21 protein-coding genes and 1 pseudogene are annotated in these 24,022 nt (G+C 40.3%); 8 read left to right on the plus strand and 14 right to left on the minus strand.

Annotation, left to right across the window (positions count from 1 at the left end; translation table 11 throughout):
• The first annotated feature begins 114 nt into the window (after positions 1-114).
• Positions 115-1,287 (plus strand): glycoside hydrolase family 5 protein, encoded by a 1,173-nt coding sequence (locus AHMF7616_RS04555; protein ID WP_199474115.1) that lies wholly within the window; start codon positions 115-117, stop codon positions 1,285-1,287.
• A 106-nt stretch (positions 1,288-1,393) separates the two neighbouring features.
• Positions 1,394-2,222, plus strand: a protein-coding gene (locus AHMF7616_RS04560; RefSeq protein ID WP_115371809.1) for an IS5 family transposase whose coding sequence is annotated in 2 segments (ribosomal slippage) — positions 1,394-1,788 and positions 1,787-2,222 — 831 coding nt in all. Because the reading frame shifts where the segments join, the coding sequence is not laid out codon by codon here.
• 185 nt (positions 2,223-2,407) lie between these two features.
• On the opposite strand, the gene AHMF7616_RS04565 is transcribed toward AHMF7616_RS04560, so the two are convergent.
• Positions 2,408-3,298 (minus strand): NmrA family NAD(P)-binding protein, encoded by an 891-nt coding sequence (locus tag AHMF7616_RS04565; protein WP_115371810.1) that lies wholly within the window; start codon positions 3,296-3,298, stop codon positions 2,408-2,410.
• Positions 3,299-3,389: 91 nt separating this feature from the next.
• On the opposite strand from AHMF7616_RS04565, the gene AHMF7616_RS04570 reads away from it, so the two are divergent.
• Together AHMF7616_RS04570 and AHMF7616_RS04575 are read left to right on the plus strand one after the other, a co-directional pair.
• Positions 3,390-3,752, plus strand: coding sequence for a winged helix-turn-helix transcriptional regulator (locus tag AHMF7616_RS04570; protein ID WP_115371811.1), 363 nt, complete (start codon positions 3,390-3,392; stop codon positions 3,750-3,752).
• 338 nt (positions 3,753-4,090) lie between these two features.
• Entirely contained in the window at positions 4,091-4,975 is an 885-nt protein-coding gene (locus AHMF7616_RS04575) for a 3-keto-disaccharide hydrolase (RefSeq protein ID WP_115371812.1), read from the plus strand.
• Positions 4,976-5,295: 320 nt separating this feature from the next.
• Here the strand turns inward: AHMF7616_RS04575 and AHMF7616_RS04580 are convergent, their stop codons facing one another.
• From AHMF7616_RS04580 to AHMF7616_RS04595, 4 genes are all read right to left on the minus strand, one after another.
• Positions 5,296-6,279, minus strand: coding sequence for a sugar phosphate isomerase/epimerase family protein (locus tag AHMF7616_RS04580; RefSeq protein WP_233507324.1), 984 nt, complete (start codon positions 6,277-6,279; stop codon positions 5,296-5,298).
• Positions 6,280-6,483: 204 nt separating this feature from the next.
• The gene (locus AHMF7616_RS04585; protein WP_115371813.1) at positions 6,484-7,437 is read right to left on the minus strand and encodes an N-acetylmuramoyl-L-alanine amidase; all 954 of its coding nucleotides are present in this window, start codon (positions 7,435-7,437) and stop codon (positions 6,484-6,486) included.
• 174 nt (positions 7,438-7,611) lie between these two features.
• On the minus strand, positions 7,612-8,532 hold the full coding sequence (locus AHMF7616_RS04590; RefSeq protein WP_115371814.1) for a DUF808 domain-containing protein: 921 nt from the start codon (positions 8,530-8,532) through the stop codon (positions 7,612-7,614).
• 635 nt (positions 8,533-9,167) lie between these two features.
• Positions 9,168-9,992 (minus strand): DUF6515 family protein, encoded by an 825-nt coding sequence (locus AHMF7616_RS04595; RefSeq protein ID WP_115371815.1) that lies wholly within the window; start codon positions 9,990-9,992, stop codon positions 9,168-9,170.
• 547 nt (positions 9,993-10,539) lie between these two features.
• Between AHMF7616_RS04595 and AHMF7616_RS04600 the strand changes: the two genes are divergently transcribed.
• Positions 10,540-11,301 (plus strand): ThuA domain-containing protein, encoded by a 762-nt coding sequence (locus AHMF7616_RS04600; protein ID WP_115375463.1) that lies wholly within the window; start codon positions 10,540-10,542, stop codon positions 11,299-11,301.
• A 212-nt stretch (positions 11,302-11,513) separates the two neighbouring features.
• Here AHMF7616_RS04600 and AHMF7616_RS04605 read toward each other — a convergent pair whose 3' ends face one another.
• Positions 11,514-13,247 carry a mechanosensitive ion channel family protein gene (locus AHMF7616_RS04605; RefSeq protein ID WP_233507326.1) on the minus strand — a complete coding sequence of 578 codons (1,734 nt, stop codon included), beginning with the start codon at positions 13,245-13,247 and terminating at the stop codon, positions 11,514-11,516.
• A gap of 446 nt (positions 13,248-13,693) precedes the next feature.
• On the opposite strand from AHMF7616_RS04605, the gene AHMF7616_RS04610 reads away from it, so the two are divergent.
• Together AHMF7616_RS04610 and AHMF7616_RS04615 are read left to right on the plus strand one after the other, a co-directional pair.
• Positions 13,694-14,185 carry a hypothetical protein gene (locus tag AHMF7616_RS04610; RefSeq protein WP_115371816.1) on the plus strand — a complete coding sequence of 164 codons (492 nt, stop codon included), beginning with the start codon at positions 13,694-13,696 and terminating at the stop codon, positions 14,183-14,185.
• A 1-nt stretch (position 14,186) separates the two neighbouring features.
• Complete coding sequence (locus AHMF7616_RS04615; protein ID WP_115371817.1) at positions 14,187-14,666, plus strand: hypothetical protein; 480 nt, start codon at positions 14,187-14,189, stop codon at positions 14,664-14,666.
• 169 nt (positions 14,667-14,835) lie between these two features.
• Here AHMF7616_RS04615 and AHMF7616_RS04620 read toward each other — a convergent pair whose 3' ends face one another.
• On the minus strand, positions 14,836-15,153 hold the full coding sequence (locus tag AHMF7616_RS04620) for a hypothetical protein (RefSeq protein ID WP_115371818.1): 318 nt from the start codon (positions 15,151-15,153) through the stop codon (positions 14,836-14,838).
• Positions 15,154-15,815: 662 nt separating this feature from the next.
• On the opposite strand from AHMF7616_RS04620, the gene AHMF7616_RS04630 reads away from it, so the two are divergent.
• Positions 15,816-16,328 carry a cupin domain-containing protein gene (locus AHMF7616_RS04630; RefSeq protein ID WP_115371820.1) on the plus strand — a complete coding sequence of 171 codons (513 nt, stop codon included), beginning with the start codon at positions 15,816-15,818 and terminating at the stop codon, positions 16,326-16,328.
• Between the two features lie 101 nt (positions 16,329-16,429).
• Here AHMF7616_RS04630 and AHMF7616_RS27905 read toward each other — a convergent pair.
• The 7 genes and pseudogenes from AHMF7616_RS27905 to AHMF7616_RS04665 form a co-directional block, all read right to left on the minus strand.
• Positions 16,430-16,519: pseudogene (locus AHMF7616_RS27905) on the minus strand (Dabb family protein); the annotation flags it as partial.
• Positions 16,520-16,999: 480 nt separating this feature from the next.
• On the minus strand, positions 17,000-18,445 hold the full coding sequence (locus AHMF7616_RS04640) for a class I SAM-dependent DNA methyltransferase (RefSeq protein WP_199474118.1): 1,446 nt from the start codon (positions 18,443-18,445) through the stop codon (positions 17,000-17,002).
• Between the two features lie 2 nt (positions 18,446-18,447).
• Positions 18,448-20,979 carry an AAA family ATPase gene (locus AHMF7616_RS04645; protein WP_115371822.1) on the minus strand — a complete coding sequence of 844 codons (2,532 nt, stop codon included), beginning with the start codon at positions 20,977-20,979 and terminating at the stop codon, positions 18,448-18,450.
• The gene (locus AHMF7616_RS04650) at positions 20,976-21,164 is read right to left on the minus strand and encodes a hypothetical protein (protein ID WP_115371823.1); all 189 of its coding nucleotides are present in this window, start codon (positions 21,162-21,164) and stop codon (positions 20,976-20,978) included. Before AHMF7616_RS04650 ends, AHMF7616_RS04645 begins: the two co-directional genes overlap by 4 nt.
• Positions 21,161-22,576, minus strand: a complete 1,416-nt coding sequence (locus AHMF7616_RS04655; protein WP_115371824.1) for a restriction endonuclease subunit S — start codon at positions 22,574-22,576, stop codon at positions 21,161-21,163. The genes AHMF7616_RS04650 and AHMF7616_RS04655 overlap by 4 nt, the downstream gene beginning before the upstream one ends.
• Complete coding sequence (locus AHMF7616_RS04660; protein WP_115371825.1) at positions 22,576-23,268, minus strand: nucleotidyl transferase AbiEii/AbiGii toxin family protein; 693 nt, start codon at positions 23,266-23,268, stop codon at positions 22,576-22,578. Before AHMF7616_RS04660 ends, AHMF7616_RS04655 begins: the two co-directional genes overlap by 1 nt.
• Positions 23,261-23,782 carry a hypothetical protein gene (locus AHMF7616_RS04665; protein WP_233507327.1) on the minus strand — a complete coding sequence of 174 codons (522 nt, stop codon included), beginning with the start codon at positions 23,780-23,782 and terminating at the stop codon, positions 23,261-23,263. The genes AHMF7616_RS04660 and AHMF7616_RS04665 overlap by 8 nt, the downstream gene beginning before the upstream one ends.
• Between the last annotated feature and the right edge of the window lie 240 nt (positions 23,783-24,022).

The raw sequence follows: 24,022 nt of genomic DNA on the forward strand, positions 1-24,022 counted from the left end.
TACTAGTTAAAAATAAACAATTCCGAAAGTTATAATTCCAGAGTTTTAATTGCTTGTTGTTTTACGCTTTTAATTTTAGTTAATTATAAGCGTATACTGCAAAAAGCTGTAATTATGAAAACAAAGCCTTTTTATTGCCGAATGCCGCTGCACAGCTTGTTTCTGACTTGGCTGGGATTTTTGCTTATCTCGTTATCTATCCATGTTCAAGCCCAGCCAAAAACCAGAAACATTACGGCTTTCGAGATAAAACGAGGCACCAACATTAGCCATTGGTTATCGCAAAGTACGCGGGTAGGAGCGGAACGGCAAGCTTTTTTTACGGAGAAAGATGTGGCCAATATAGCTTCTTTGGGTTTTGACCATATACGATTGCCCGTTGATGAAATGCAGCTATGGAACGAAGCCGGCCAGAAAGAGCCCGAGGCATTTGCTTTGCTGCATCAGGCCATCAACTGGAGTCAGAAGTACCATCTTAAAACCGTAGTAGATTTACATATTCTGCGCTCGCATTATTTTAATGCTGCCGAAAAACCGCTCTTCACCCAAGCCGCTGCCCAAGAGCGCTTTTACCAATGCTGGCGCGATCTTTCCTCGGAACTGAAAAGATATCCGGTAACCCAGGTCGCCTACGAGCTCATGAACGAGCCCGTAGCCGATAACCCGGAGGATTGGAACAAGATAGTAGAAAAAGCTATTCAGGTAATCCGGGCAAATGAACCAGCGCGAATAATTGTGGTGGGTTCTAACCGGTGGCAATCGCACGAAGAGTTTGATACCTTACGGATCCCGGCAAATGATAAAAACCTCTTGTTAAGCTTTCATTACTATTTGCCTTTTCTGCTTACCCACTACCAGGCCAGCTGGACCAAAACCGCAAAATACCAGGGACCGGTGCATTACCCCGGGCGTACGGTAACCGACGAAGAACTTGCTGCTCAACCCGCCGACATAGCTAACCTGGTTACTAATTACGAAAAGAGCCATATTAAAACCGTTTACAATGCAGCCAAATTTCAGCAGGATTTTCAAAAACCTTTGGATTTTGCCCGGCGCTACGGCTTAAAATTATATTGCGGAGAATGGGGTGCCCTAAATACTACGCCCAAAGCCGACCGGTTACGCTGGTACCAGGATATGGTAACGGTTTTGGAAAAAAATAACATTGCCTGGGCCAATTGGGATTACAAAGGCGGGGGTTTTGGCTTTACCAATGCTCAAGGCGAAAATTATCAACCCGAAATGATAAAAATTTTGACGGGAAAAGCGGTAACCGCAAGAAAATAAAGAAAATTTAAAAAAGTAGCGTTATAACCTAGCCGCAAGAGCCATTTATATAATAGACTTCTTTCAAAAGTAATTAGATATTAAGTAAATAGCAGAACTTTGCGGTATGGTGACAAAATACGAACAAATCCGCTTTTTAAGCGAAGCTCTTTTCCGGCGCTTAACAGGGGTGCATAAAGCCACCTTTGAGCACATGAAAGCAGTTTTAAGCGAACAAATAGCCAAAAACAAGAAAGTTCTCGGTCGTCCTAGTCGCTTGTCGGAGGCCGATCAAGTATTGATGATGTTAGAATATAATCGGGAATACCGGACCTATTTTCACATCGCTCAGAGCTACCAAGTGAGTGAAGCCACGGCCTTCCGCTTGATTACACGAGCGGAAAATCTTTTACTCCAATCCGGGGAATTTAGCTTACCTGGCAAAAAAGCCCTTCTCCAAAGTTCCATCAGTTACCAAGTAGTACTGGTAGATGCTACGGAGACAAGAATCGAACGTCCCCAAAAAACAAAGACGCTACTACTCGGCTAAAAAGAAACAACATCATCTGAAAACACAAATGATAGTGGATAAGAAGAGCGGAAAAATCATTTGTACGCATTTTGCCAAAGGAGCAGTGCATGATTTCCAACTTTTTAAATGCAGCCAGCTTAAACTCCCAACTCCTATCCTGCTATTAGCGGATTCGGGTTATCAAGGAATCAAAAAGTTGATCCCGCAAGCCCATACCCCGAAGAAGGCCTCCAAACATTATCCTTTAACGCGGCAAGACCAGCAACAAAACCGAGCGTTGTCTTCCCAGCGAATCAAGATTGAAAACGTGTTTGGTTTTCTTAAACGATTCAAAATTTTTGCTACCAAGTATAGAAATCGTCGAAAGCGCTTTGGCTTACGCTTTAACCTCTTTGCTGCCATTGCTAATTACGACACTATCTAAGTACTTTTGAAAGAAGTCTATTGAAACCTGCGGCTAAGTTGTATTTAATTAAACTGTAAAAATAAAAGGCCGGTTGATAAGTGCTTTGCCGAAATTAATTTAGACTATCATTGGTGATATCGTACTGATCATCAAATGTATACAAACCGAACAACGAACAACTAATAACCAACAACTATTTATTATTAAGCATGGGCATAAGCCTGGGCAAACACCGGCCCAAAAGATTCCAGTTTAGTTTGGCTGATTGGCGGGTTTTCTTGTTGCCGGTATTCGGCAAACATGCTGCCGTTACGCATTGCGGCACCCATTTCGGTGTAATTTTTTGCCATTTCTTCGGGTAAACCGTTTTGCACCATAGCCGCTAAGGTATCTTCATCCGTAAAATCTACCCAGTGTAAATCCGGTTTACCAACGGCCTGGCCTAATATAGCGGCTATTTCGGAGGTAGTACGTTCGTCCGATACAATATACCGGATGCTTTTTCCGGTAAAATCCAGATTTAACAATTCTTCGGCAGCCGCTTTGGCAATATCACCCGTGTCCACTAGCACCATTTTAGTTTCTTCACCAAAGTTGCCGCCCAAAATACCCATGTGCTTGGCCATGGCGGCATTATTCAAGAAGTTATAATAAAAATAGCCGGGTCTTAAATGCTTCACGTTAACGTTTTCTAACGCATTTAAGGCTTCCTCCACGTGGTATACGCCACTTACCGGTCCGCAACCTTCCGGCATGTGCGCCCCGATACTGCTTAGGTTTACCACGTGTTTTACGCCGGTGGCTCTAATGGCTTCGGCATAATTTTTACCAACTTGGGCAATGTACTCCCGCCATCCGCTTGTGGTAAAATAAGGGGGTACCATGGTATAAACCGCATCGGCACCAGTAAAAGTTTTAATTAAAAAGGCCGTATCTTCTACGGAGCCCACGGCAGCCGCGGCGCCTAATTTCTCAATAGCGGCAACTTTATCGGGCTTGCTGCTGATAATAGTTACTTGGTGGCCTGCCTGTATTAAGTGCTGCGCCAAAGGTTTGCTGATGTGCCCTAAGGAACCGGTTACAACGTATTTCATATTTTTTATTTATTTTGATTATTGATGCGTCAAAGGTATATTTGCACTTACTTTTATACAAGTACTTACCCTAAAGTAGGTGCTGCCTGCTATGACAAAAATCAAAGAATCATCTACCAATCAAAGCAACAAAGCCACGGCTTTATTTGCCTGCCCGGTAACATTTACCCTTACCAAAATCGGAGGCCGCTGGAAACCGCTTATTATTTATAATTTACTCGAGGGCCCGAAACGGTATAGTGCATTAAAAAAGCTGATTCCGGCCATTACCGAAAAAATGCTGATTCAACATTTAAAAGAACTGGAAGCCGACCAACTGGTAAGCCGCCAGGCTTTAGCTATTGTGCCGCCACACGTGGAATACAGCTTAACCCCTTCCGGGCGAGCACTTGGTCCGGCCATGCAGGAAATGGCTAATTGGGGTTTTACCTACCGCGACTCTGATGCGCAATAAAAAAATTTAAAAAAGTTGAGCTTACCTGTTTAAAAGTCTTCCTTTTTTATTATTTGACATTATTATTTGGTACTAAAATAGATTTTACTGCCCCCAGGTGGAAGGTAGCATTTTGAGGTGTTAAGCTTTGCTTTTTATTTAATGGCAGATTATTTAAAATACCGCATATTTACCATATTAATATTAATTTTTACCATAACCTGACCTTGTTGCCAGCTTACTTTTGATGGTATATAACTTCTTGTTCCAGAAGCAAATAACCCGTAGATAGAAATTGTTTAAACGGCTATTTACGCCTGCTTCCAAACGTATCTGTTAATCATAAAATCAAAAGTATTATGAAAAAATTAGCCTTACTTTCTGCTGTTATCTCGCTCTGTTTTCTAACAGGCCTGAGTTCTTTTCAGCCGAAAGAAGATTGGGAAAACCTGCTCGACAAAGATTTGAGTAAGTGGGAAATGTATTTGAGCTATCGGCACAAAGTAGGGTATAAAGGCGAACAGCCCAAAGATGCCGATGGTGTGGCTATTAAACCGATTGGTTATAATAAAAATACTAATAATGTTTTCTCGGTAACAGAAGAAAAAGGCGAACCGGTGCTGCGCATCAGCGGCGAAATTTACGGATGCGTTTTCACGAAACAAGAGTACCAAAACTACCATTTAAAGCTAAAAGTAAAATGGGGCCAGAAAAAGTGGGAACCGCGCACCACCCTTCTGAAAGATTCCGGGGTGCTCTACCATTCCATCGGCGAAAGTGGCCAGGATTACTGGCGGGCCTGGATGCTGGGCCAAGAATTTCAAATAATGGAAGGCCACATGGGCGATTACTGGACTATTGCTAATTCAGCGGTTGATATACGCGCTTATTTGCCGGAAGGAAACATGAACACGGTGGCTAGTGCCAAACAGCCGTTCTTACCATTGGGCAAAGGTACCAATCTCGGGGGCTTTTGCCTGCGCAGCGAAGACCACGAGAGTCCCAGCGGCGACTGGACCGACATAGAACTAATTTGCTACCAGGATAAAAGTCTTCATATCGTAAACGGGCACGTGGTAATGGTACTGCAAAACTCCCGCTACGTAGAAAATGATAAAACCATTCCTCTTACCAAAGGCAAATTACAACTGCAAAGCGAAGCCGCCGAGGTTTTTTACAAAGATGTAAAAATTAAAAGTCTGCCGGAGTTGCCTAAAAAATACGCCGCGTACTTTACTAACTAAGTGTTAATTTTTGAATACAATAATAGTCCGGTGGCGTTCTCTCTTTATCTAAGGAGAAAACGCCACCGGACTTTTTTCGGGGAATGAGCAGCCAGAAAAGTAAAATTTTAAAAAAACGTACCCTTTTTAGTTTTAAGCGCCCTTTAAAAATACTGTCGTCACATTATGCAATGCCGTTGTTGGTGTTTGCACAACCAAATTTCCGGGCTTTTTGGCAAAAGTTCTATCTAACCAGGCGAATCACCTGAATAGTAAAACGTAATACACTTTTTTAACTACGGCGGCAAATTAAATTTTTTAATACAGTCCGACAGCTTGGATCAGGAGTAGATGTTAGTTTTTAACCACTTGATGCTGGCCGCCGGATCGTCGATGGTTTTGGCGCCGTCCTGTTCAATAAAAGTGTGCTCCACCCCGGATAATTTTGAGTTTTCGTAAACGCGCTTAAAATCAAATTGTCCGGCACCTACGGGGCAGGGCCGATTGGTGCTAGGATCAATGTCTTTCACGTGCCACAGCGGGAAACGGTTAGGGTATTGTTTAAACATAGCTACCGGGTCCATTTTAGCCAGAAATGCCCAAGCTAAATCTAGTTCCATGTACACTTCGTTTTTGTTGGTTTGCGTTAAAATGTAATCGTAAGCACTAACGCCATCTACTTTCGTAAATTCCGACTGGTGATTATGGTAAGCAAAACGCATTTTGTTTTTACGGGCGGCCTCACCGGCTTTGGAAAAGATTTCGGTAGTTTTTTTAATTTCATCCATCGTGGATTCGGCCGAACTGGAGCACACTACCCAAGAACAACCACCGGCGGCGGCTTCGTCTACTATTTGCTGCAAGTTTTCGGCTAAGTTAGTACGGGGCCCACCGGGCATGGGCGGCCGGGCCGGACTGGTAGGAGGCGTAGCTATAGCGCCTACTGCCCCACTAGCGCTGGTGGCCGGGTTTGGGCGGGTGCGCGGCAAACCTCCGTAATGATTGCCTACCCAAGTCATGCCTAAATCTTTTACCATCGCGCCAAATTCCTGGGGTTTATGCCCGTAGTAAAGGCCGGTAGCGGTGCCGGTGGCGGTTTCTAATTCTTTTACGCCAATATCGGCTATTTGCTTTAACACCGCTTTGGTATCTACATCGGGGCCATTCAGCAAAAAGTTAAGCGTATACGTTTGGATACCAATGAGCGGATATTTAGGAGCTGCCAAGCTTGGAAGGAGAGCGTTTGCCTTGCCTAAAAACGGTAACAGTCCGGCAACCGCTAAAGCACCGGAGTTTTTTAAAAAATTACGTCTGTTCTGCATCATATTTAATTTAAGGTAGATACCAATAGAATTAAAAAATTGGGAATAGTTAAAGCTAAAGTTTATGCGGCAATAAGCCAAGTAGCAAACAGGAAGTTAAAGGATTCTTCTGAATTTACTTATCGATTTGCTTTTTTTATCTTTTTAAGTCCTGATTAAGAATTTTGCCCGGCGTCACAACTATTTAGTATTCTGCCTGAGAAAGGATTATAGGTATTTTTTGTATAAATTATATAAAATCTGTTTATCTGTTTTGGTTAAAACAGTATTAACTTCGGTTTGCACAAAGTGTAACTTAAAAGCTTTAATAGCTGCCGCCTCATCGGTTACATCGTACCCAATAATTCGTAAAGCTTCCAGAGGATTAAAATGGAGGGGCACGCTATCCTGGCTTACCAGGCTGTCCGCTGGTAGCAGCAGGGTGTCGGCTAAGGCAACAGCCGTTAAAGTAGTATCGGCTAAATCAGGTAGTATGCTAATGGCCGAGGAGTCAGCAGGCCGGTTAGAAGTTAAGGCATCCGCGTCGTACCATAAACCAAAGCCTTGTTGCGCCAGTTGCTGCCAGGGGAAAATAGCACTAGGGTCGTTTTTGCGGGTTGGAGCAATATCGGAATGGCCAATGAAATTAGATGTTGGAATGTTGTAGGCTTTCTTGAGGGTAGCCAATAATTTTAAAAGGCTGGATATTTGGGGCTCTGCAAATGGCTCGCTGCCATTATTATCTAACTCTATGCCGATAGAAGATGAATTAACATCAGTGGTATTGCCCCATTTAGCGATCCCGGCGTGCCAGGCGCGCAAATAATCGTTGAGCATGTGGTAAATTTTTCCGTCGCGCCCGATAACGTAATGGGCACTTACCTGGGTGCGGGGCTGGGTAAATGTTTGCAGGGTTTGCGCGGTGGAGCTTTGCGCCGTATGGTGAATAATCACGAAATTAGGTTTGCGGCTGTTAAAGTTAGTAGCGCCTACCCATAAATCGCTCATAAACAGGCTATCGGCACCCGGCGTTATTACGGGTACCTGCCGCAAGCGGCGGGTAAAAGCTTTTACTTGCTTTTTATAAGACTTATTCGTTTGTGCATACGGGTTGGTAGCGCAGCAGTATAAACCAAAACTGGCTAGTACCATTGCAACCAAGCGGAATAAGTTAATTTTCATAGAAACCAGGTATACCGCTTACCAAAGAGCAGCTGGACCCCAAGATACAAAATCAGGATAATGTAGAAAATAGTTATCTAAGCGACTTATTTTTGCCTTATCTGCAAACCTTTAACAAGTAAGCGAACTCATACCCGGGAACGCAACAACTTGCTGCCGGTTTAGCTATTCGTTTTACTTTTTTTTAAATAATTTACGAACCAGACTTACTATTTTTTCAATTATAAAACCTAAAATTAAGCCGCCAATGGCGCAGGCTACCGCCTTGGCTAGCCAGGCTAAGGGAGGTACGCTGGCTAGCGTGTGTTCCAACGTTTCTACTAAATGGTGTAATACACGAATACCGTGGGTAATAATTTCGAACCCTACCCACAGCATAGCCGCGGTGCCCACATAGCCCAAAATTTTTAAAAAATGCGGCATAAACTTAACAATGCCGCGCCCAATATTCCGCACCATTGGGTGTTGTTTTTCCTTAGCTAAATGCACTCCAAAATCGTCGGCTTTTACGATCAGGCCCACAAAGCCGTAAACGGCCGCGGTTATAAAAACGGCTACGGCCAATAACACCACAATTTGCGTAGTTAAAGGTTGGGTGGCAACCTGACTGTACGCAATCGCGATAATTTCCGAAGAAAGTATAATATCTGTGCGTACGGCGCTGGTAATTCTTTCTTGCTCTAATTCCTCCGGTGTAATCGGTTTTACTTCTTCCGCTGGGGCAGGCGTTTCCTCGTGATGACTAAACAGGGAATGTACTTTTTCGTAGCCCTCAAAACACAAATAAGCCCCGCCCAGCATTAAAATAGGTTGAATGGCCCAGGGCGCGAAGAAACCCAACAATAACGCCGCCGGCGCTAAAAAAACAATTTTATTAATCAGCGATTTTTTTGCGATTTGAAAGATGATGGCCAGTTCGCGGGCGGGGTCCAGGCCTACTACGTACTTCGGGGTTACGGCCGTATCATCTATCACAATACCGGATACTTTACCCGTAGTTTTGGCAACCTGCGTGGGAACATCGTCGAGGCTGGCCGCGCTAACTTTTACCAGGGCACCAATATCATCCAATAAAGCAAGTAGTCCGGAAGGCATTTTGTAGTAGCTTAATTAAAAACAGATTTGTTTTATAAATTTTTAACTTATTTCTTGATCTTTCCATCGCGAAGCTGGCCAACAATATAGGAAGCCCGTTTTTGATTAACAAATAAGACCTAGTCCGCCGCCCATTATCTAATTATTTTACCAAATAAACCAGCATCGGCCCGGACAAAGGAATTACTAAAATTAGCGGCGCGACAGGAACCATGTAAGCCCTCTACTACTGTTATTGCTTTATTTTTGTTCGCTACGCTATTTAATCTGGATTATTTTAGGCGCGCTACATAATGAAGAGCTAAGGTTCTAGGCAGGTTTTACCGGTAAGTAGTTATTGATTGGTGATTATTCGTTTTTAAATTTATAAATATTTAAAATAATGGCTTATAATAATATTTCCATTTTATTATCAATAGGTATTTCATGCATTCTATCATTGCACCATCAGGTGTAAGGAAGATTTTTTGTTCTGCCAGAACTAATTTTAAATTATCTTGTTTCAACAATCTAACAAGCGAGTGGCCTGATATTCGGGCAGTTTTCATTAAAAATGCCCGAAGCGTTCTTCGGGCATTTTGTTTTTTTAATTAATCCGGCTAACCAACGGGACTCTTAAACCAGACCGGCCAAATTCAATCTACTTTTAGTACCTCGTACCAGATTTCGTTGTTGTGGAGCACCGGCTTATACTGCACCCCATCTACCAGGTAATAGGTTTCCCCGTCTAGCACCATTTGTTCGTAGCCATCCGGAATACTTTCAACCAGAGCACCTACCGGTGGTTTCACCACTTCGTAGTAGCCGTTCTGGGGCACGTAATAGGTGCCGTAGTAATAATAGTAAGGCCGCTGATTAACGTAAAACCGAAGGTGCCCGGTGGGAATAACCCGGGTACGAAGTCCGAAGGGAGCCGGTACTACCACGTACCTTCCGTGCATAGAACGGTAATAAACGCCATTATCATAATGAAAATACAGTCCCCCAAATGCTATATTAATGGAACGAGCAGGAGCCATGGGTACCGAATAGCCTCGGCGGGGTAAGTTGCGGTAATGCCAAGCAGGGCTTCTATCGCGGTTGGGGGCATAGTAGGGCTGGGTAGGCCTTGGTGTTCCTCGGTAGCGGTAATCTCGGCGGCCGCCGTACGCTAGTTCCCGGCTGTTTTGCCGGCCGGGCTGGTAAGAAGGTTGCCGGCTCGGCTCCGGGCGGTAGTACGAACTTTGATGAGCTCTATCGGGGGTAGCTTCGGAAGAGCGGCGCCCTTCCCGGTTCGGTCGCTTATTTTCGTGCCCATTAGAGCGGTTATATTCGGGAGCGTTATGCCGATCCGGACGTTGCGCCATTCCGGTGTCCGGAAAAATCAATCCGCCCAGCAAAGCTATAGCTACGAAATAAACCAGTTTTTTATAATAAAGTAATTGTTTCCAGTAAGAACCTGACGTAGGTGCCTTTCTCATGTTTCATGTAATTTATATAGCATTAGACTAGCAAAACCGGTAAAGGTTTAATTTTAAAGTTAGATTTTTTAATTAAAATAGAGGCAGATATTGTCTTAAAGTTACAACTACTCCCCATCCTTAAAGACGAAAGCTTTTCGTAACTACTTGATCATAACGGGCATCAACCCGGTGCAAAATTTAAAATTTCAGCTTCCTGAAATACAACAACCATAAACAAGCTGTAATGCCCTTATCCGGTTGGTATAGTGATGAAAGTATAGCCATTAGCGGCACGCGGGATTAGATTTTTTTAAAAAACTAAAAACTCGCGAAAAGAAAAATGTATCCGATTAACTACTGTCATTTTAAAAGTTATTGCTGAAATAAGGCAAATTTTCATCTGCCCTTTTTTATGCGGGTGCTAACCGGCTACACTATTAATAAAACTGGCAAGGCCAAACGCGAGAAAAGGGCATAGCTAGAGCTATTTTCAAATAACTTAAAGCGTAGGGGTTAGTCCATTTTTAAAAATTTGCTAACTTCCGGTCTAAAAAAACATACCCGCATGAACCGTTTTAAATTTCTACTCTTCTTTTTTGTGTTTCAGGTAGCTCTCGCCTCTAGTGCGTGGGCGCAAAAACAATTTAAAGTATTATTGGTAACCACTACCAAAGGCTGGCACCACGAATCGGTACACGCGGGGGTGTTGGCCTTGCAACAATTAGGGGCCCGCAATTTTTTTGACGTAGTTTTGTGGGAAGACCCAAACGGATTTACCGATAAATACCTGGAGCAATTTAAGGCAGTAGTATTTTTAAATACCACCGGCGATATTTTCGACGAAAACCAGCAAAAAGTATTGGAACGCTTTATTCAGGGCGGCAAAGGTTTTGTGGGCATTCACAGCGCCTCCGATACCGAGTACGAATGGCCCTGGTACACCAAAATGGTCGGCCGTATGTTTCACATCCATCCCACTATTCAAACGGCTAAATTAAAAGTACTCGATCCCAAATTCCCGGGTTTGCAGGGCTTTGCCGACGATAAACAATGGACCGAAGAATTATACGAATTTGGTCCGGAAAAAACCACTGGCTTAAATTACATTCTCAGCGTTGATGAAACCACGTATAACCCTAAAGTAGATTGGGGCCGGGTTAAAGGCGAAGGCATGGGCAAATTACACCCTTTAGCCTGGTACCACAACTACGACGGCGGACGTGCTTTTTACACGGCCCTGGGTCATTTACCCACCAACTTCAGCGAACCAGCTTTTCAGAATCACTTGTTAGCGGGCATTTTCTGGGCCGCTACCGGCAAGAAGTAAGTTAGTTTACCAGATTGGGTGGATAGCCGATTTAGCTTTTTAAAAAAACTAACGTAAGCAAGCTGCTGGCCTATTAAAAATTTAAAAAAAGAAAGGTGTAGTTACTCACTACACCTATCTTTTTGCTTGCATAAAATTACTCATCCGGGCTGCAAGCGCGTACCGGCTGGTAATCAAGTATACTTGTCATTCTTATTATTAAATGGGGTTAATTAACTATTGCCGTTTTCGGCGGGATACGGAATGGTATTGCGCAAACTTTGGATACGCTCCGGGCTGAACTTGGGTAAAGGCAAATCGTGGGCTTGGCGCCATTCTTTTACTTTTTGTTCGGCGGCTTGCGTTTTTTCTTTTGATTTGCCCGCATCGCGGCCCAAGTAAATTGTTTGCGACGGGAAAGCTAAACCCGAACCACTGGCTTCTACTACGTCCATCATCCGGAGCAGCAAATCTTCCTGCACTTCTAAAAACTCATTAAAGTCGCTGGTGAGCACGTACGAGAATACTTCCAGATTAAAGGAAGAATCACCAATGCCCACCAAACGTACCCGCGCCGATTCCGGGTCGATCTTCGGGTGGGCATACAAAATGGCCCGAAGCTCTACCAGCAAATACCGGAGTTGGTCGGGGCTGGTGTCGCAGCGCACGCCAAAAGTAGGATGAAACCAGATGCGGTCGCGGTGCGCGTAATTTTCAATGCGTTGCGACGAGAAATCGCCGTTGGGAATGGTAACTACGGTGCGGTCGTTGGTGCGGATACGGGTGGAGCGCATGCCAATGGTTTCCACGGTGCCTACGGTATCGCCCACCTTGCAAAAATCACCTACCCGGATGGGCTGGTCGGCAATTAAAGTAACGCTGCCCACAAAGTTTTCAACGGTTTTTTGGGCCCCCAAGGCCAAAGCCAAACCACCAACGCCCAGGGCAGCTAAACCCGTGGTAACATCAAATCCTAAAGTACTTAACACGCCAATCACACCAAAAATAATGACGGCCAGTTTGGCGCCCCGCCGCAAGAACAATACCGCCGAAAGCCCCGCCTGGTGCTGGTACCGGATCATGCGCCGTTCTAAAAACCGGCCTAACACATCAATCAGGCGCCACAGCAACAGCAGAAATACCAATAAGCCCGCAATAACCGTAATAACGCTGAATTTCTGCCGCACAATAATAGATATACCCGCCCGCTGGCTGAACTGAAAGAACAGCCACAAGGCCCCGTATAACTGCAGGGGTAAGGTAAAAGCTTTAATAATACCCGCAATCGGTTCTTCTTTGGCCCTCCGCCAGGAAATGAATAATACAAATTGCAAAGCATGAATCAGTCCCCAGGCCAGGGCATAACTCAGCAGCGCCATCAGTAACATGGCTATCCAGTGCCCAATGGGTACGCCGCCCCATTTATTTTTAACCAATACAGCTGGCATTACCTTGTCGGCGAGGGGTGGCTCGGTTTGCGCAATCTCGGTAGGGATGCGTTGCACGGTTTGCGACGAAAACAACCAGATGGGGCCACCGGCTTTATCGGTGGTTTTTTCCAGGTAGAGGTCAAACGTTTCGCCGTTGGCCGAAACAGAACCCACCCGTTCTAAATCCGGGCCCAGATTATCGTCCATGTTGCCGGAATACGAATCGTTGATTAAGGAATACGGATTGATTTTGCCACCGTGATCCAGGAGGCGTTGCAGGGTATGTGCCAGTTGTTCGCCTTGCTTGCGTTGTTTGCGGTTGAGATTTAAATATAGAGCGGCTTTCGCGTAGTCTTCGTCGGCAATGGCTTCGATAAACCCTTGCACCGCGTACCGGGGCGTGCGCCGACCCAAGGTATCGGCGGGCCAGTCGGGTTCCGCGGCGGCGGTATCGGCGCTGGATTCCGATTTAATAGCATTCAACTGAGCCTGGGCCGTTACCGGAAAAAGGGCCGGGCTCAGAAGCGCACCAATCAAAAAAAGCCTTAAGACAGGTGATTTTTTAAAAAAACGCATTAAAATGAAAATTAAAGGCATTGGCACACTCATAGCAATAATTAAAAATAATGGTAAGGCAGCTCTTACGAAAATTACCGGCCCCTGGTAACCCTGGAAAGTATTTCTATTTTACGTTTGTGGTCTGGCAAGTGTTAAACGGGGTAGGACAGGAGCCTTACCAGTTACATAAAGTAAAAGTAAGCTTTAGTATATAAATAGATAAATCAGAAAAGCAAAATAGCTGGTTAGATGCGAGTAGTTAAACCAGTGCGGGTAAAACTTTGGGTAAGAGTAATGAATAATTTAAATATTTTAATATTTATGGAATTAATACCTGATAACTGGTTAGATTATTGGTTGGAGCTATAAATTTTAAATTTTAGCAAATATGTTGTGATTTATTCTCTACTAAAGTCCCGGATTCTATGCCGCAAAATGCCTACGACGGTTTAAAACCCTTCTTTTGGCTAGGCACTATTCTTATACTGGCTGCTGGGTTATACTTTTTATTCTGGAGTAAAAAAGAATTGGCAAAATTTAAACAAGTTACGGGTATTATTTCTTTTCTGGCAAAAACGCATCCAGATGCGGTGGGCATGCCCGATGCTAAAAACCGGTATGTACAATTAAGTAACTTCGATAAACCTTTCGAACTTTATTTGGGCGGCGATACGGGTGACTTTTTGCCGGAATTTCAAGCGTATGATCAGTTAAAAATGGGCGATACCATTACGGTTTACTACAATGAAACGCCTCCCTTCGTAAATGCTTCCGCTAAAATAATAGTGTTTACCCAGCAAATAAATAAAAACGGCCAACCTTATTACCTGCGCGGTGACATGAATTTGTATTTCGCCAACTTCTTTATCATGGTGGGAGTACTACTGGCCTTATTTTTACACTTCTACAAAAGCTAACATGAAAGAACTAAAGCAAAAGCATTTATTCACTAAAAAAGAATTCCTGCTTACTCCCAAAAGCATTCGGGTTATATGCAAATCTATCAAAGAAGATCTGGAATATACCATTAAATACGATCAACTGGGTTTTGATATAGTTAAAAGGCACGATAAAACCGCCATACTTCCGGCCATTTTCCTATCCTTCTTTTTTCTGCTCGACCTCTATTTGCTTGTTGATGCTCTGATACACCGCGAAAGAACCGCCATAGTGGTTATGTGGCTGTTAAGTGCCGTTTTCTTCGGGGTTATAACGGGCCTTGCTTTTTACCAGACGAATAAAAATAGGGTGTACTTAACGGGAGGCGCCAAAGTGCTTTCTTTGCTGCGCGCTAAGCCATCCGAAGCCGAAGTTGATCTTTTTATTGAAGCAACGCTTAAAGCTATCCGTACTTACCACAGAAATAAGTTCGCGGGTATTAATTCTTACCAGCCGTAGGAAGTACAAATAGAAAATCTGCAGTGGTTAAAGGACATAGGTGCCCTTAACGACAACGAACACGACGATTTACTTGCGCAGTTAACCAATAGTCATCTTTTTTAAATTTTTAACTTTTGGAAGCTATAATAATCCGTTTATGTGCGAACCAGCATAGGGCACGGTAACTCTAACAAATTAATTCCCCGAATATACGTGGGTAACACATTTCTTCCCCACGATAAGTACCCGCGATTGTACCAGAAAACAAATGCGCGCTACTATTAAATGTGCTCTTTGATAGGTAATTAACTAAAAATTTAAAAAACTTCCGTCCTGCCTCGTGAGCCGGAGTTTTGCCGGTAAACCGAAAGAAAATAACTCCAGGAAATGGTCGGGCTTTTTTCCAGATAGAGTCGGCGGAATAAACTTCCAGGTTTTTGACTTCGATGTTGTTGCCCCAAAAGTGAAAACCTTCCTGGCTTTTCGGGTCGGGTAGGCGCTCCACAGAACCCTACTGGCAACGAATATGATTTGAAAATAAATAATTTAGTTTTGGGGTACGGCCTCCGGAGCAGTGAGGGCTAATGCAATCATGCTCCTAATACTTTACCCTTGTTAATGTAGTTTTAGGCAATTGAAAAATAAGGAAAAATTAATAGAATGCATCCGGTAATCACTGGAGGTAGCAACACTACGAGCGAGCAGAAAGCCGGCTAAAAGCTGAATTTTTAATTTTTTGTTAAATTGCAAGAACCGTAAGTGGTGTTGCGGGTTCCAGACAATAACCTGAGCATTAGCCAGCACCACCAAAACCAGCTATATACACCCTGTTTAAACAATTTCACAGACACGTAGATGGTTCAGGTGCGGGGCTGTGGCTGTGCACGGTGAAACAGATTGGTGATAACGCCGGCGGTAAAACAGCAGTAGAATCGGAGGAAGGGATGGGCACCGCATTTAACGTGTATTGGAAAGATAACTTATAACCAAGTGGTTGCAAACTGACCGTATACCCGGTCCCATCTTCTTGAAGCGGTACAATCCTGCATTAATGCATTAACCGGTTTACTTATTTTAATATGCCAAAATGAAATCTTTGCTCCGGAGCGGCGCGAAAATTTAAAAAAATTAATTACTTTGAGTCTAATTGTTCCTAAACATAGGCCCATGACCGCTGCGGATTACGTTGCTTGTTTACAATTACAACCGCATCCGGAAGGCGGCTATTACCAGGAAACTTACCGCTCCGCCGATAATATCCCGCACAATAGTTTACCCCCACGTTTCGCGCAATCCACCACCGGCGACCGTAGTTTTGCCACCGCAATTTACTTTTTGTTACCCGCCGGGGAGTTTTCGGCGTTTCACCAGATTAAAAGCGACGAAGGCTGGCATTTTTACGCGGGCGGATCTATGCTGATTCATGTGCTTCACCCTAGTGGCCGGTACGAGCAAATAAAGCTAGGTCCCAATCTGCCGCAAGGCGAAAATTTTCAGGCGGTAGTACCGGCCGGAGCCTGGTTTGCCTCCGAGCCCGCACCCGGAACGGCTTTTGCCCTGGTGGGCTGTACCGTTGCGCCCGGCTTTGATTTTGCGGATTTCCAAATGGCCCGCGCCCAAACGCTTTTGCCCCTTTGCCCGGAGCAAAGCGAACTAATTACCCGCTTGTGCCGGCTGTGAAAAACTGGTCTACTTAGCCGAAACAACCTTATATCCGGAAAGGCTGGTATTAATTACGGGCTTGTATAAGCAGCCGGTAAGCCTATCCAAAAGTAAAAAGTTTACTCCGCCCAGTAATCCACCACCATTACCTTGACCAGCAGCGGATCTGCGGATTGGCTGAATGCTTGGTGTTTGGGGTGGAAGCTGTAGGTATTTAAATCCGACTAGTTTTTAACCGTTACCACAAAACAAGGCGTGTACTTGCCCTACTTTTGTACCAGCGCCACATCGGGGCCAACTTCTATAGCGATGATCTGCGGCACCTGAGATTTAGATTCAGAAAATCCATGGTGGCTTTTTGCATTTGCTCCGGCGTAGTGCCGAGTTTAAATTTGAAGGCTACTACGTGGCGGAGTTTTTTCTCTGTTGGAATATTGGGTTTTAGGTAGAAGCTGGAAGCAATACCAATAAGTATCATACTTATAAGTGTAATTATAAAATTTTTCATGTTTGAGCCATTACTCTGGATTGATATTTTTATAATTTAAGAATTAAACGCGCTTCTTCTGTTTAGTCCATCACTGAATCTTTATTATAATTTAGTTAGGGTTGTTCCTTATTCTTTAAACTGCGCCTTTAAAATCTTTCAATATCTTGGGGTAGTAGTAAAATAATATCTAAATGTCAATTTAGTTAATACTTTCTTTAATTGTTCTAAAGCTAGCTAAGGCGCTTTCTATGTTTTCAATAATTTCATCTATCAAAATATCTGGCTCTGGTAAATTTTCTAAATCGATCAGATTATCATCTTTAAGCCATATAATATCCAAGTTCGTTTTATCTCTTTTTATTATTTCTTCATAACTATACTTCCTCCAGCGTCCATTTTCAGTTTCAGAGTTCCAGGTTTCGACTCGATTATCATGATTGTCTGGCAGATAATGATTTACAAAATCACTTAAGTGTTCGGATCGTAATGGATTCTTTTTGGGAGTATGTCTAATATTTGTACGATAATCGTAGTACCATATTTTTTTTGTTTTTCTACCCTTATCAAAGAAGAGTACATTTGCTTTTACTCCTTGAGCATAAAAGATTCCAGTTGGAAGTCTTAATATGGTATGTAAATCTGTTTCTTCCAGAAGTTTTTTTCGGATAGTTTCACCTGCACCTCCTTCAAATAATACATTGTCTGGAAGTACTACTGCTGCTCGGCCACTATCTTTAAGCATTGTTACAATATGTTGTAAAAATGCTAATTGTTTATTCCCAGTAGTTACCCAAAAATCTTTTCTTAAAAAGTAGCCTTCTTTTAATGATTGTTTTTCGTCATTAGTAGGAATATCACTACTACTAACACCAAACGGTGGATTAGCTAAAACTATATCTACTTTTTCATCTTCCTCAACCTGCCCCTTCTTTCTTTTTAAGCTATCTGTTACCTCTATATCAGGAGTTTCCTTTAAGTCTCCAATTCCATGAAGGAAAAGATTCATTAAACATAACCGAGCTGTAGATTTTTCTATCTCCCAACCATGAAAGGTTTTAAATTTTAAGAAGCTTGACTCTTCAATTGTTGAAATAAAAGGCTTCAAGTATTGTAAAGCACCAAGAAAAAAGCCCCCTGTACCACATGATGGGTCTGCAATGGTTTCTTTGGGTTTTGGTTGAATACAATCAACCATAGCTCTAATTACAGGACGTGGTGTGAAATATTGACCTGCACCGCTACTTTCTGCATTCTTTTGAAGTAGAGATTCATAAATTTCTCCTTTGATATCTAATTCTTGGTTAGTCCAATTTTCTGAATCAATTAAATTTACTAATTTACTTAATTTAGATGAGTCATGAATTTTATTCTTTGCACCTGCAAAAATTTTCCCTAACATGCCTCCACCTTGAGAAAGGGAATAAAGAATATCTTCGTAAAAGCCTCCTATTTCAATTTTACTTCTGTCTTTTAGGGAAGCCCAGTTGCAATCTTCTGGTAAATTATATTTGTCAGATTTTTCATCTGCCATTTTTAGAAATAGAAGATAAGTTAATTGTTCTAAGTATTCAGTATAACTTAAACCATCATCTCTTAAAGTATCACAAAATTTCCAGATTTTATCTATTAAAATATTGGTTGTCATTATTATAAATTTAACAATTCGATTATTTCGCAGTATCCTTCACGCTTTCTATAGAGATTGAGACATGCCTTTGCTACAGAGGAGTAGTCAGCTTTAGGGTTTATTCTCCTATTTATTGTTTCTGCACAAGTCTTTAATGCTAATTTTATTGCCTCTTCTGAATCTGATTGAGTATAATAAAGAAAAGCATCTTCAATTACTCCGCTACATTCCGACCATACCTGTTGTCTTGCGGTTTCCAGTTGATCTAAATTTAGATGATATAAAATTATTGATGTTTCTACCCTCTTTTTATCAAAATCATTTTTTATAAGTGGATTAGCATATATAGTTCCTCCTTCATCAAAGGTTAATAAACCAACATCACTTGCAATAATTGGATCAAGAAGTAAAGGCTTTTCGCAAAAGGTTGAGCATTCATCTTCTGCAATTTTCCCATTATCTAAATCTAATGGAAATATATCCCCTTTCCCTTCAACTTCTGAATTCTCCTTTAACCTATCTCTCCGCCTCTTATTAGCTAAGGCCCCAGATAACCTAAAATTTTTAAAATTATATGCTAACCACCAATACCCGTTATCTTTATTTATTATACTTTTTTCATCATCTTGTCTCGCCCTGTTTTTAGGTCTAAAATGATCAATCTCTAATTCACCATTCCCTATAGGAGCTTCAGAATACCAGCATTTATTGCCATATTCTTCCATCATTATTTTCTGTAAAATATTCCAATCTGAGTTTTTAGAGATATATTCCTTTTTTTCGGAAACAGATAAACTTTTAATATTTTCAAGGTGCTTTTTTTCTACATCCTCCCAATTTATATATTGTTCTCCTGTTTTTGGATCGTTAAACAACAGAGGTTCAAGATGTTTCTTACTAACATCTGTAAACTTTATTTTTTTGATTTTTGATTTTATCCTCTCCAGATCAATATATCTCATTTGGATTACTTTTTTTATTTCATCTATAACTTCCTTTGCAATTCGATCTAGCTTTTCTTTCTCTTCTTTAGAAAAAGATCTATATGCAAATTCTTTGTGTTTGCTGGTTAATTTTAGAAATTGATTATAGCGGCTATCTGCTGTTATGTCATAAAATCCTATTTCGTCCAAATATTCTTTTAAAGCTTCAAATCTTTTTCTATCCTCTTTAGAAATGTCATTGGAAATCATTTTAGCCTGTAGATATCTTTTTTCATTTAGTTTGTCTTCAAGCTCCTTGTTCATTATTGAAGGCAGTCCAAATAAATCACTTGTTAATATTTTTTCAACACTCATTTCTTTTGGACTTATTGCAGGTTCCCGAACAACTGTTTTCCCTTGTTCAGAATCGTAATTGAAAATTCTCACTTGAGATTTGTCCATACTTCCAAAAAGTAGAGGATCATGAGTGCAGAAAATTATTTGAGTGTTTTCTGGGCGTTTAACTACTTTATCAAGGTAATCTAAATATTTCCATTTCCAATGCGGATTTAAATGAGTATCTGGCTCATCTAGAAGAATTAAGGATTCATCATCTTTTGTAAATTTTAATAAACCTAAAACAGTTAATAGTTGTTTTTCACCTTCACTCATTTCATTCATTGATAGTTCCCCATCAACATTTTCTTTGAGCACATTTATTTTTACATCTTGCATTAAATCTGATAAATGAAGACTTTCTAGTGCATTAAAGAGCCGTACTTTATCATCATCATACTTATTCTTAATGAGTTCTTTAAATTTTTCTTTTGAATTTATAAACAGATATAGCCTGCTCTGCTTTTCAGTCTTTTTATAGTTAGTATGAACTCTCTCATAGGTTGCTATAGGAGCAAGACTAAAACCTAGAATATCTATCATTAAAGATTTAACAAGGCCTTTTGCGCCCCATAAGCTATCTACTTTATTTCCTTGTCTTGCCCATGAGGGCTCTTTCAAGATAAAAAGTGCCGAACCAAAATCATGAATTCTTAACTCATCTTTTAAAAAATCAATTGTTTCTTGCTCTCTTTCTCTAAACATGTAAAAGGCAATCAATGCAAAGCTGGCATGAATATTTTGAACAAGAAATATAGGTCTGATTTCATTAAAATTTTCTGGTTTCGCATCAGTTTTAATTATTTCTTGGTAGTATTTTTTTTCGTGTTCGGAGTAAAGTTCTTTGACTCTATCGCTAATACCAGAATAATAAAAGAAGATGTGCTTTGGTAGATATTCTGCCCTTTTATTAAAAAAAGTAGTTTTACTTTTTATTCTTTCTCCGTCTATTTTAAATACATAACCATTTCCCTTGGAGAACTCTGCTTCAATATTTTTATTTCTACAATTGTATTTTATATAATATTCGAGCGCCTCTTTCTTCTTACCAAACTGAGGCTCCCTTTTTAATTCCAAATCTCTAAAAATAATGATTAGTGCTTCCATGAAATTTGATTTTCCTGTAGCATTTAAGCCAACAAGAACCGTCTCCATTGCGTTGGAATCAAATTCTATTTCAAAATCGTCGAGATTCTTAAATTTACTTTTAATATGGACTTTGTCTATTCTCATTTCTTGAGGGATAAAAAAGATTTGGTTCCTTCTTTTATTTCCGTTAAGTATTGATAAATATTTTTTAATTCAGAATAAAATCCTTCAATATCCTCACTATGAATGGAACTCTGCCAAAGTTCTTTTGCCTCAATTGGTTTTTCACTTTCCTTTAATATTTCGAGAACTGTTTTCTTTAATTTCATAAATTCTTCCTTTGTGGGCTTTGATTTTTTGCCTCATTTTTCGTTTTTAAATATTCACTCTTCTCAATCTTTATTTTTTGTATTAGAGTATTTGCAGATTCTTCTAATGGGTCTTGATTTACTAATTTTCCTTCAAAGGCTTTTTTGAGAGTTGTGTGTTTAAATAACTCAATATCTTTAAAACTTTTATTTATTATCGTTTCAAGATTCTCAATTAAAGTAAATCTTGTTTCTAGCATTTCAACTATTTTGGTTTGCTCTTCTTTATTGCATAGTGGAAATGAAAATCTTTTTATTTGAGTTAGAGTTAATGCCTCGCGCGTAGCTCCTGAATTTATTTGACTTATTTTTATTTGAGCATCAGGGGAATTTAAATAAAATGTTAAATATTTATAATCAGTAATATCAGAGTTTACCCTAATAATGCAGACATGTTGATTGATATTGCCAAGTATAAAGTCCTCCGGTATATATGCACATCTACCAATGGAAGCCCCAGTGATATTTAATAATATATCTCTTGGTTTTGTTTTAGTGCGTTTCATCTTTTCATTTATTTCTTCAGAGATATATACTAAGTCATTCTGTATAAATTTATTAACATGAACATTTTGACTTCTTATAAATGGAATACCCAATTCTGTATAAGTATTTTTGCCTCCTTTGGGGGTAGAACCTGAGCCAATAAATTCAGAAACATTTTCAATTGTTTCCAATTTCCAATTATTGGGGAGATTGTAATCTGAAAATTCTTCGAAATCAATCATTTCAGAAGTATTCTCCTCCCTCCATTTTTCACTTAACTTCCCTGTAAATGTACTTTTAAGTATACTTTGTTTATAAATATCTAACTCATATTTCGCTTTTTGTAGATTTTTAGTAGCATGATCTATTTCACTAAAAAGTTCTTCTATTTTGATAATAATTCTACTTTGTTCTTTTAGTGGAGGTAATGGAAGTTTAATATTGTTAAGGTCTGTTACTTTCAGACCTTTTACTGTTGTACCACTTGCCCTTGAAATAAACTTTTGATCATTAGATTTAATTAAAAAATATACAAAAGATGGGATTATTCCTCCGAAAAGCTTTAGGATTTTTAAATCCTGATTAATAGTAATTTTTTCCTTTGCTATTGATACTTGGCCCGGAGCTATTCTTGTTACTAAAATTATGTCCCCAATACTTGCAAGATTTGTATTACTTTGATTCAATCCCTCATTTGTGATTTTATCAATTGTTTCTGTTAGAAATTGTGATTTGATATCTTTAACTGAGGCCCATTTAATATCTCCTCCCCAATACTTTGCGTGTTTTTTTGAAGGTGTTCCACCTCCAATGATTATAAATAACTCTGAAATATTTGACCATACCCAACCTTTAGGTAAATTATTTAATTGTTCCTTTTGCTCCATTATTCAATTTCTGCAATACCCTGTATTAATTCTAAAATAATATCAGTTGCTTCTTCTCCTGTCCCATACGGTAAAGCACTTTCAACTCCTTCTGTTAGGTTTTTATTATTTAATAAGCTTGTAAATTCTTCCTTTAGATACATTTTTACTGTGTTACTTGAATTGGTAATGTCTTCCAAAATATTTGGGCAGTTATCTAAAATATATATAATGTCTTCAAAATCATGGCTTTGTCTTAAATCTTTGCCACCTCTATTTTTATGTGCTTCTAGCTTTGCAGCTATATAATAGGCTGGAGAAAATACAAATATTTCTGTTTCATCCGGCAATGTTTTTACTATTTTAGTTTCAATTCCTTCTGGATACCATTTGTTACTAAAACCTAATACTTTTTCGTCGGTGGGCATTACATCTACTATTATGCCCTTATAAACCCACCGGCAAATAGGGGCTCCCGGAGTGGTGTCGTTTGTGAATCCCTTTGCTCTTAAATTTTCTTCCAGTTGGGCATGAGCCGTTCTAGAACTTAATTCAATTACACAATCTACATCAATTGTGGGTCTTATATCAGATGCGGCTGGATTTTCAGCATATAGTTCAGCTACGGCGCCTCCTACAAAAACCATCTCATTTTTTAAATCTCCCAATCCATTAGCTACAGTTTGTATCCATATAATATTGGTATCAGTCATGTATCAATCGGCTCTTTAACTCTTCCATAGCAATTTTTATTTCTCTTACTCTACCCACCCGCAAAGTATCTACAATAGTTAACAGTTCATAAAATAAGTCACCTTCCTTCACTACTTGAGGTAAGGTTTTATAAAGAGGTTCGATTGCTTGTCCACGCTGAGTACCTTTAGCATAAGGCCAAACATAAATATCATTGCCGGCAGCAATATGTTCTTTTAAAGGCGATGCAGAATGTGCCGTAGGAACTCCTTTAACAACAGCACCAGGTTCGGCAGGGAATACATATTTTAATCCATATGTAACAAACTCATAAAAAGAATTAGTATTTACTTTTCTTTTTTTCGAATCAATAAGTCCGGCAATCCTACATCTGTTTAATGCTTCAGAAACTTCAGAAGGACTTATATAAATATCATGAGCTATATCAATATTCCTCCATTCTTTATTATTGAACGCTACTATCTTTAGTAGTACTACAATATCCTGTGGACGCATGCCATTATGCTTCTTCATTATCTCTGTTCTTAATTCGCGAATCGCGAATTTAATATCATAATCTCTATTAACAATAGGCGTATTAACCTTATTTATAAGAAGCTCATAAAGTCTATCAGAATGACTATAAAGTTGGTTAGATTAACTTATATTAAGAGCATAATAAGCACATGCAGGAGTGGTAAGACCAATACTCTCAAGTATAATCATGTTAATATCATTAAAATCAGCAAAAATCTATAGATTTGACTATAATTA

The sequence above is a fragment of the Adhaeribacter pallidiroseus genome, from assembly GCF_003340495.1.
Lineage (GTDB): Bacteria > Bacteroidota > Bacteroidia > Cytophagales > Hymenobacteraceae > Adhaeribacter > Adhaeribacter pallidiroseus.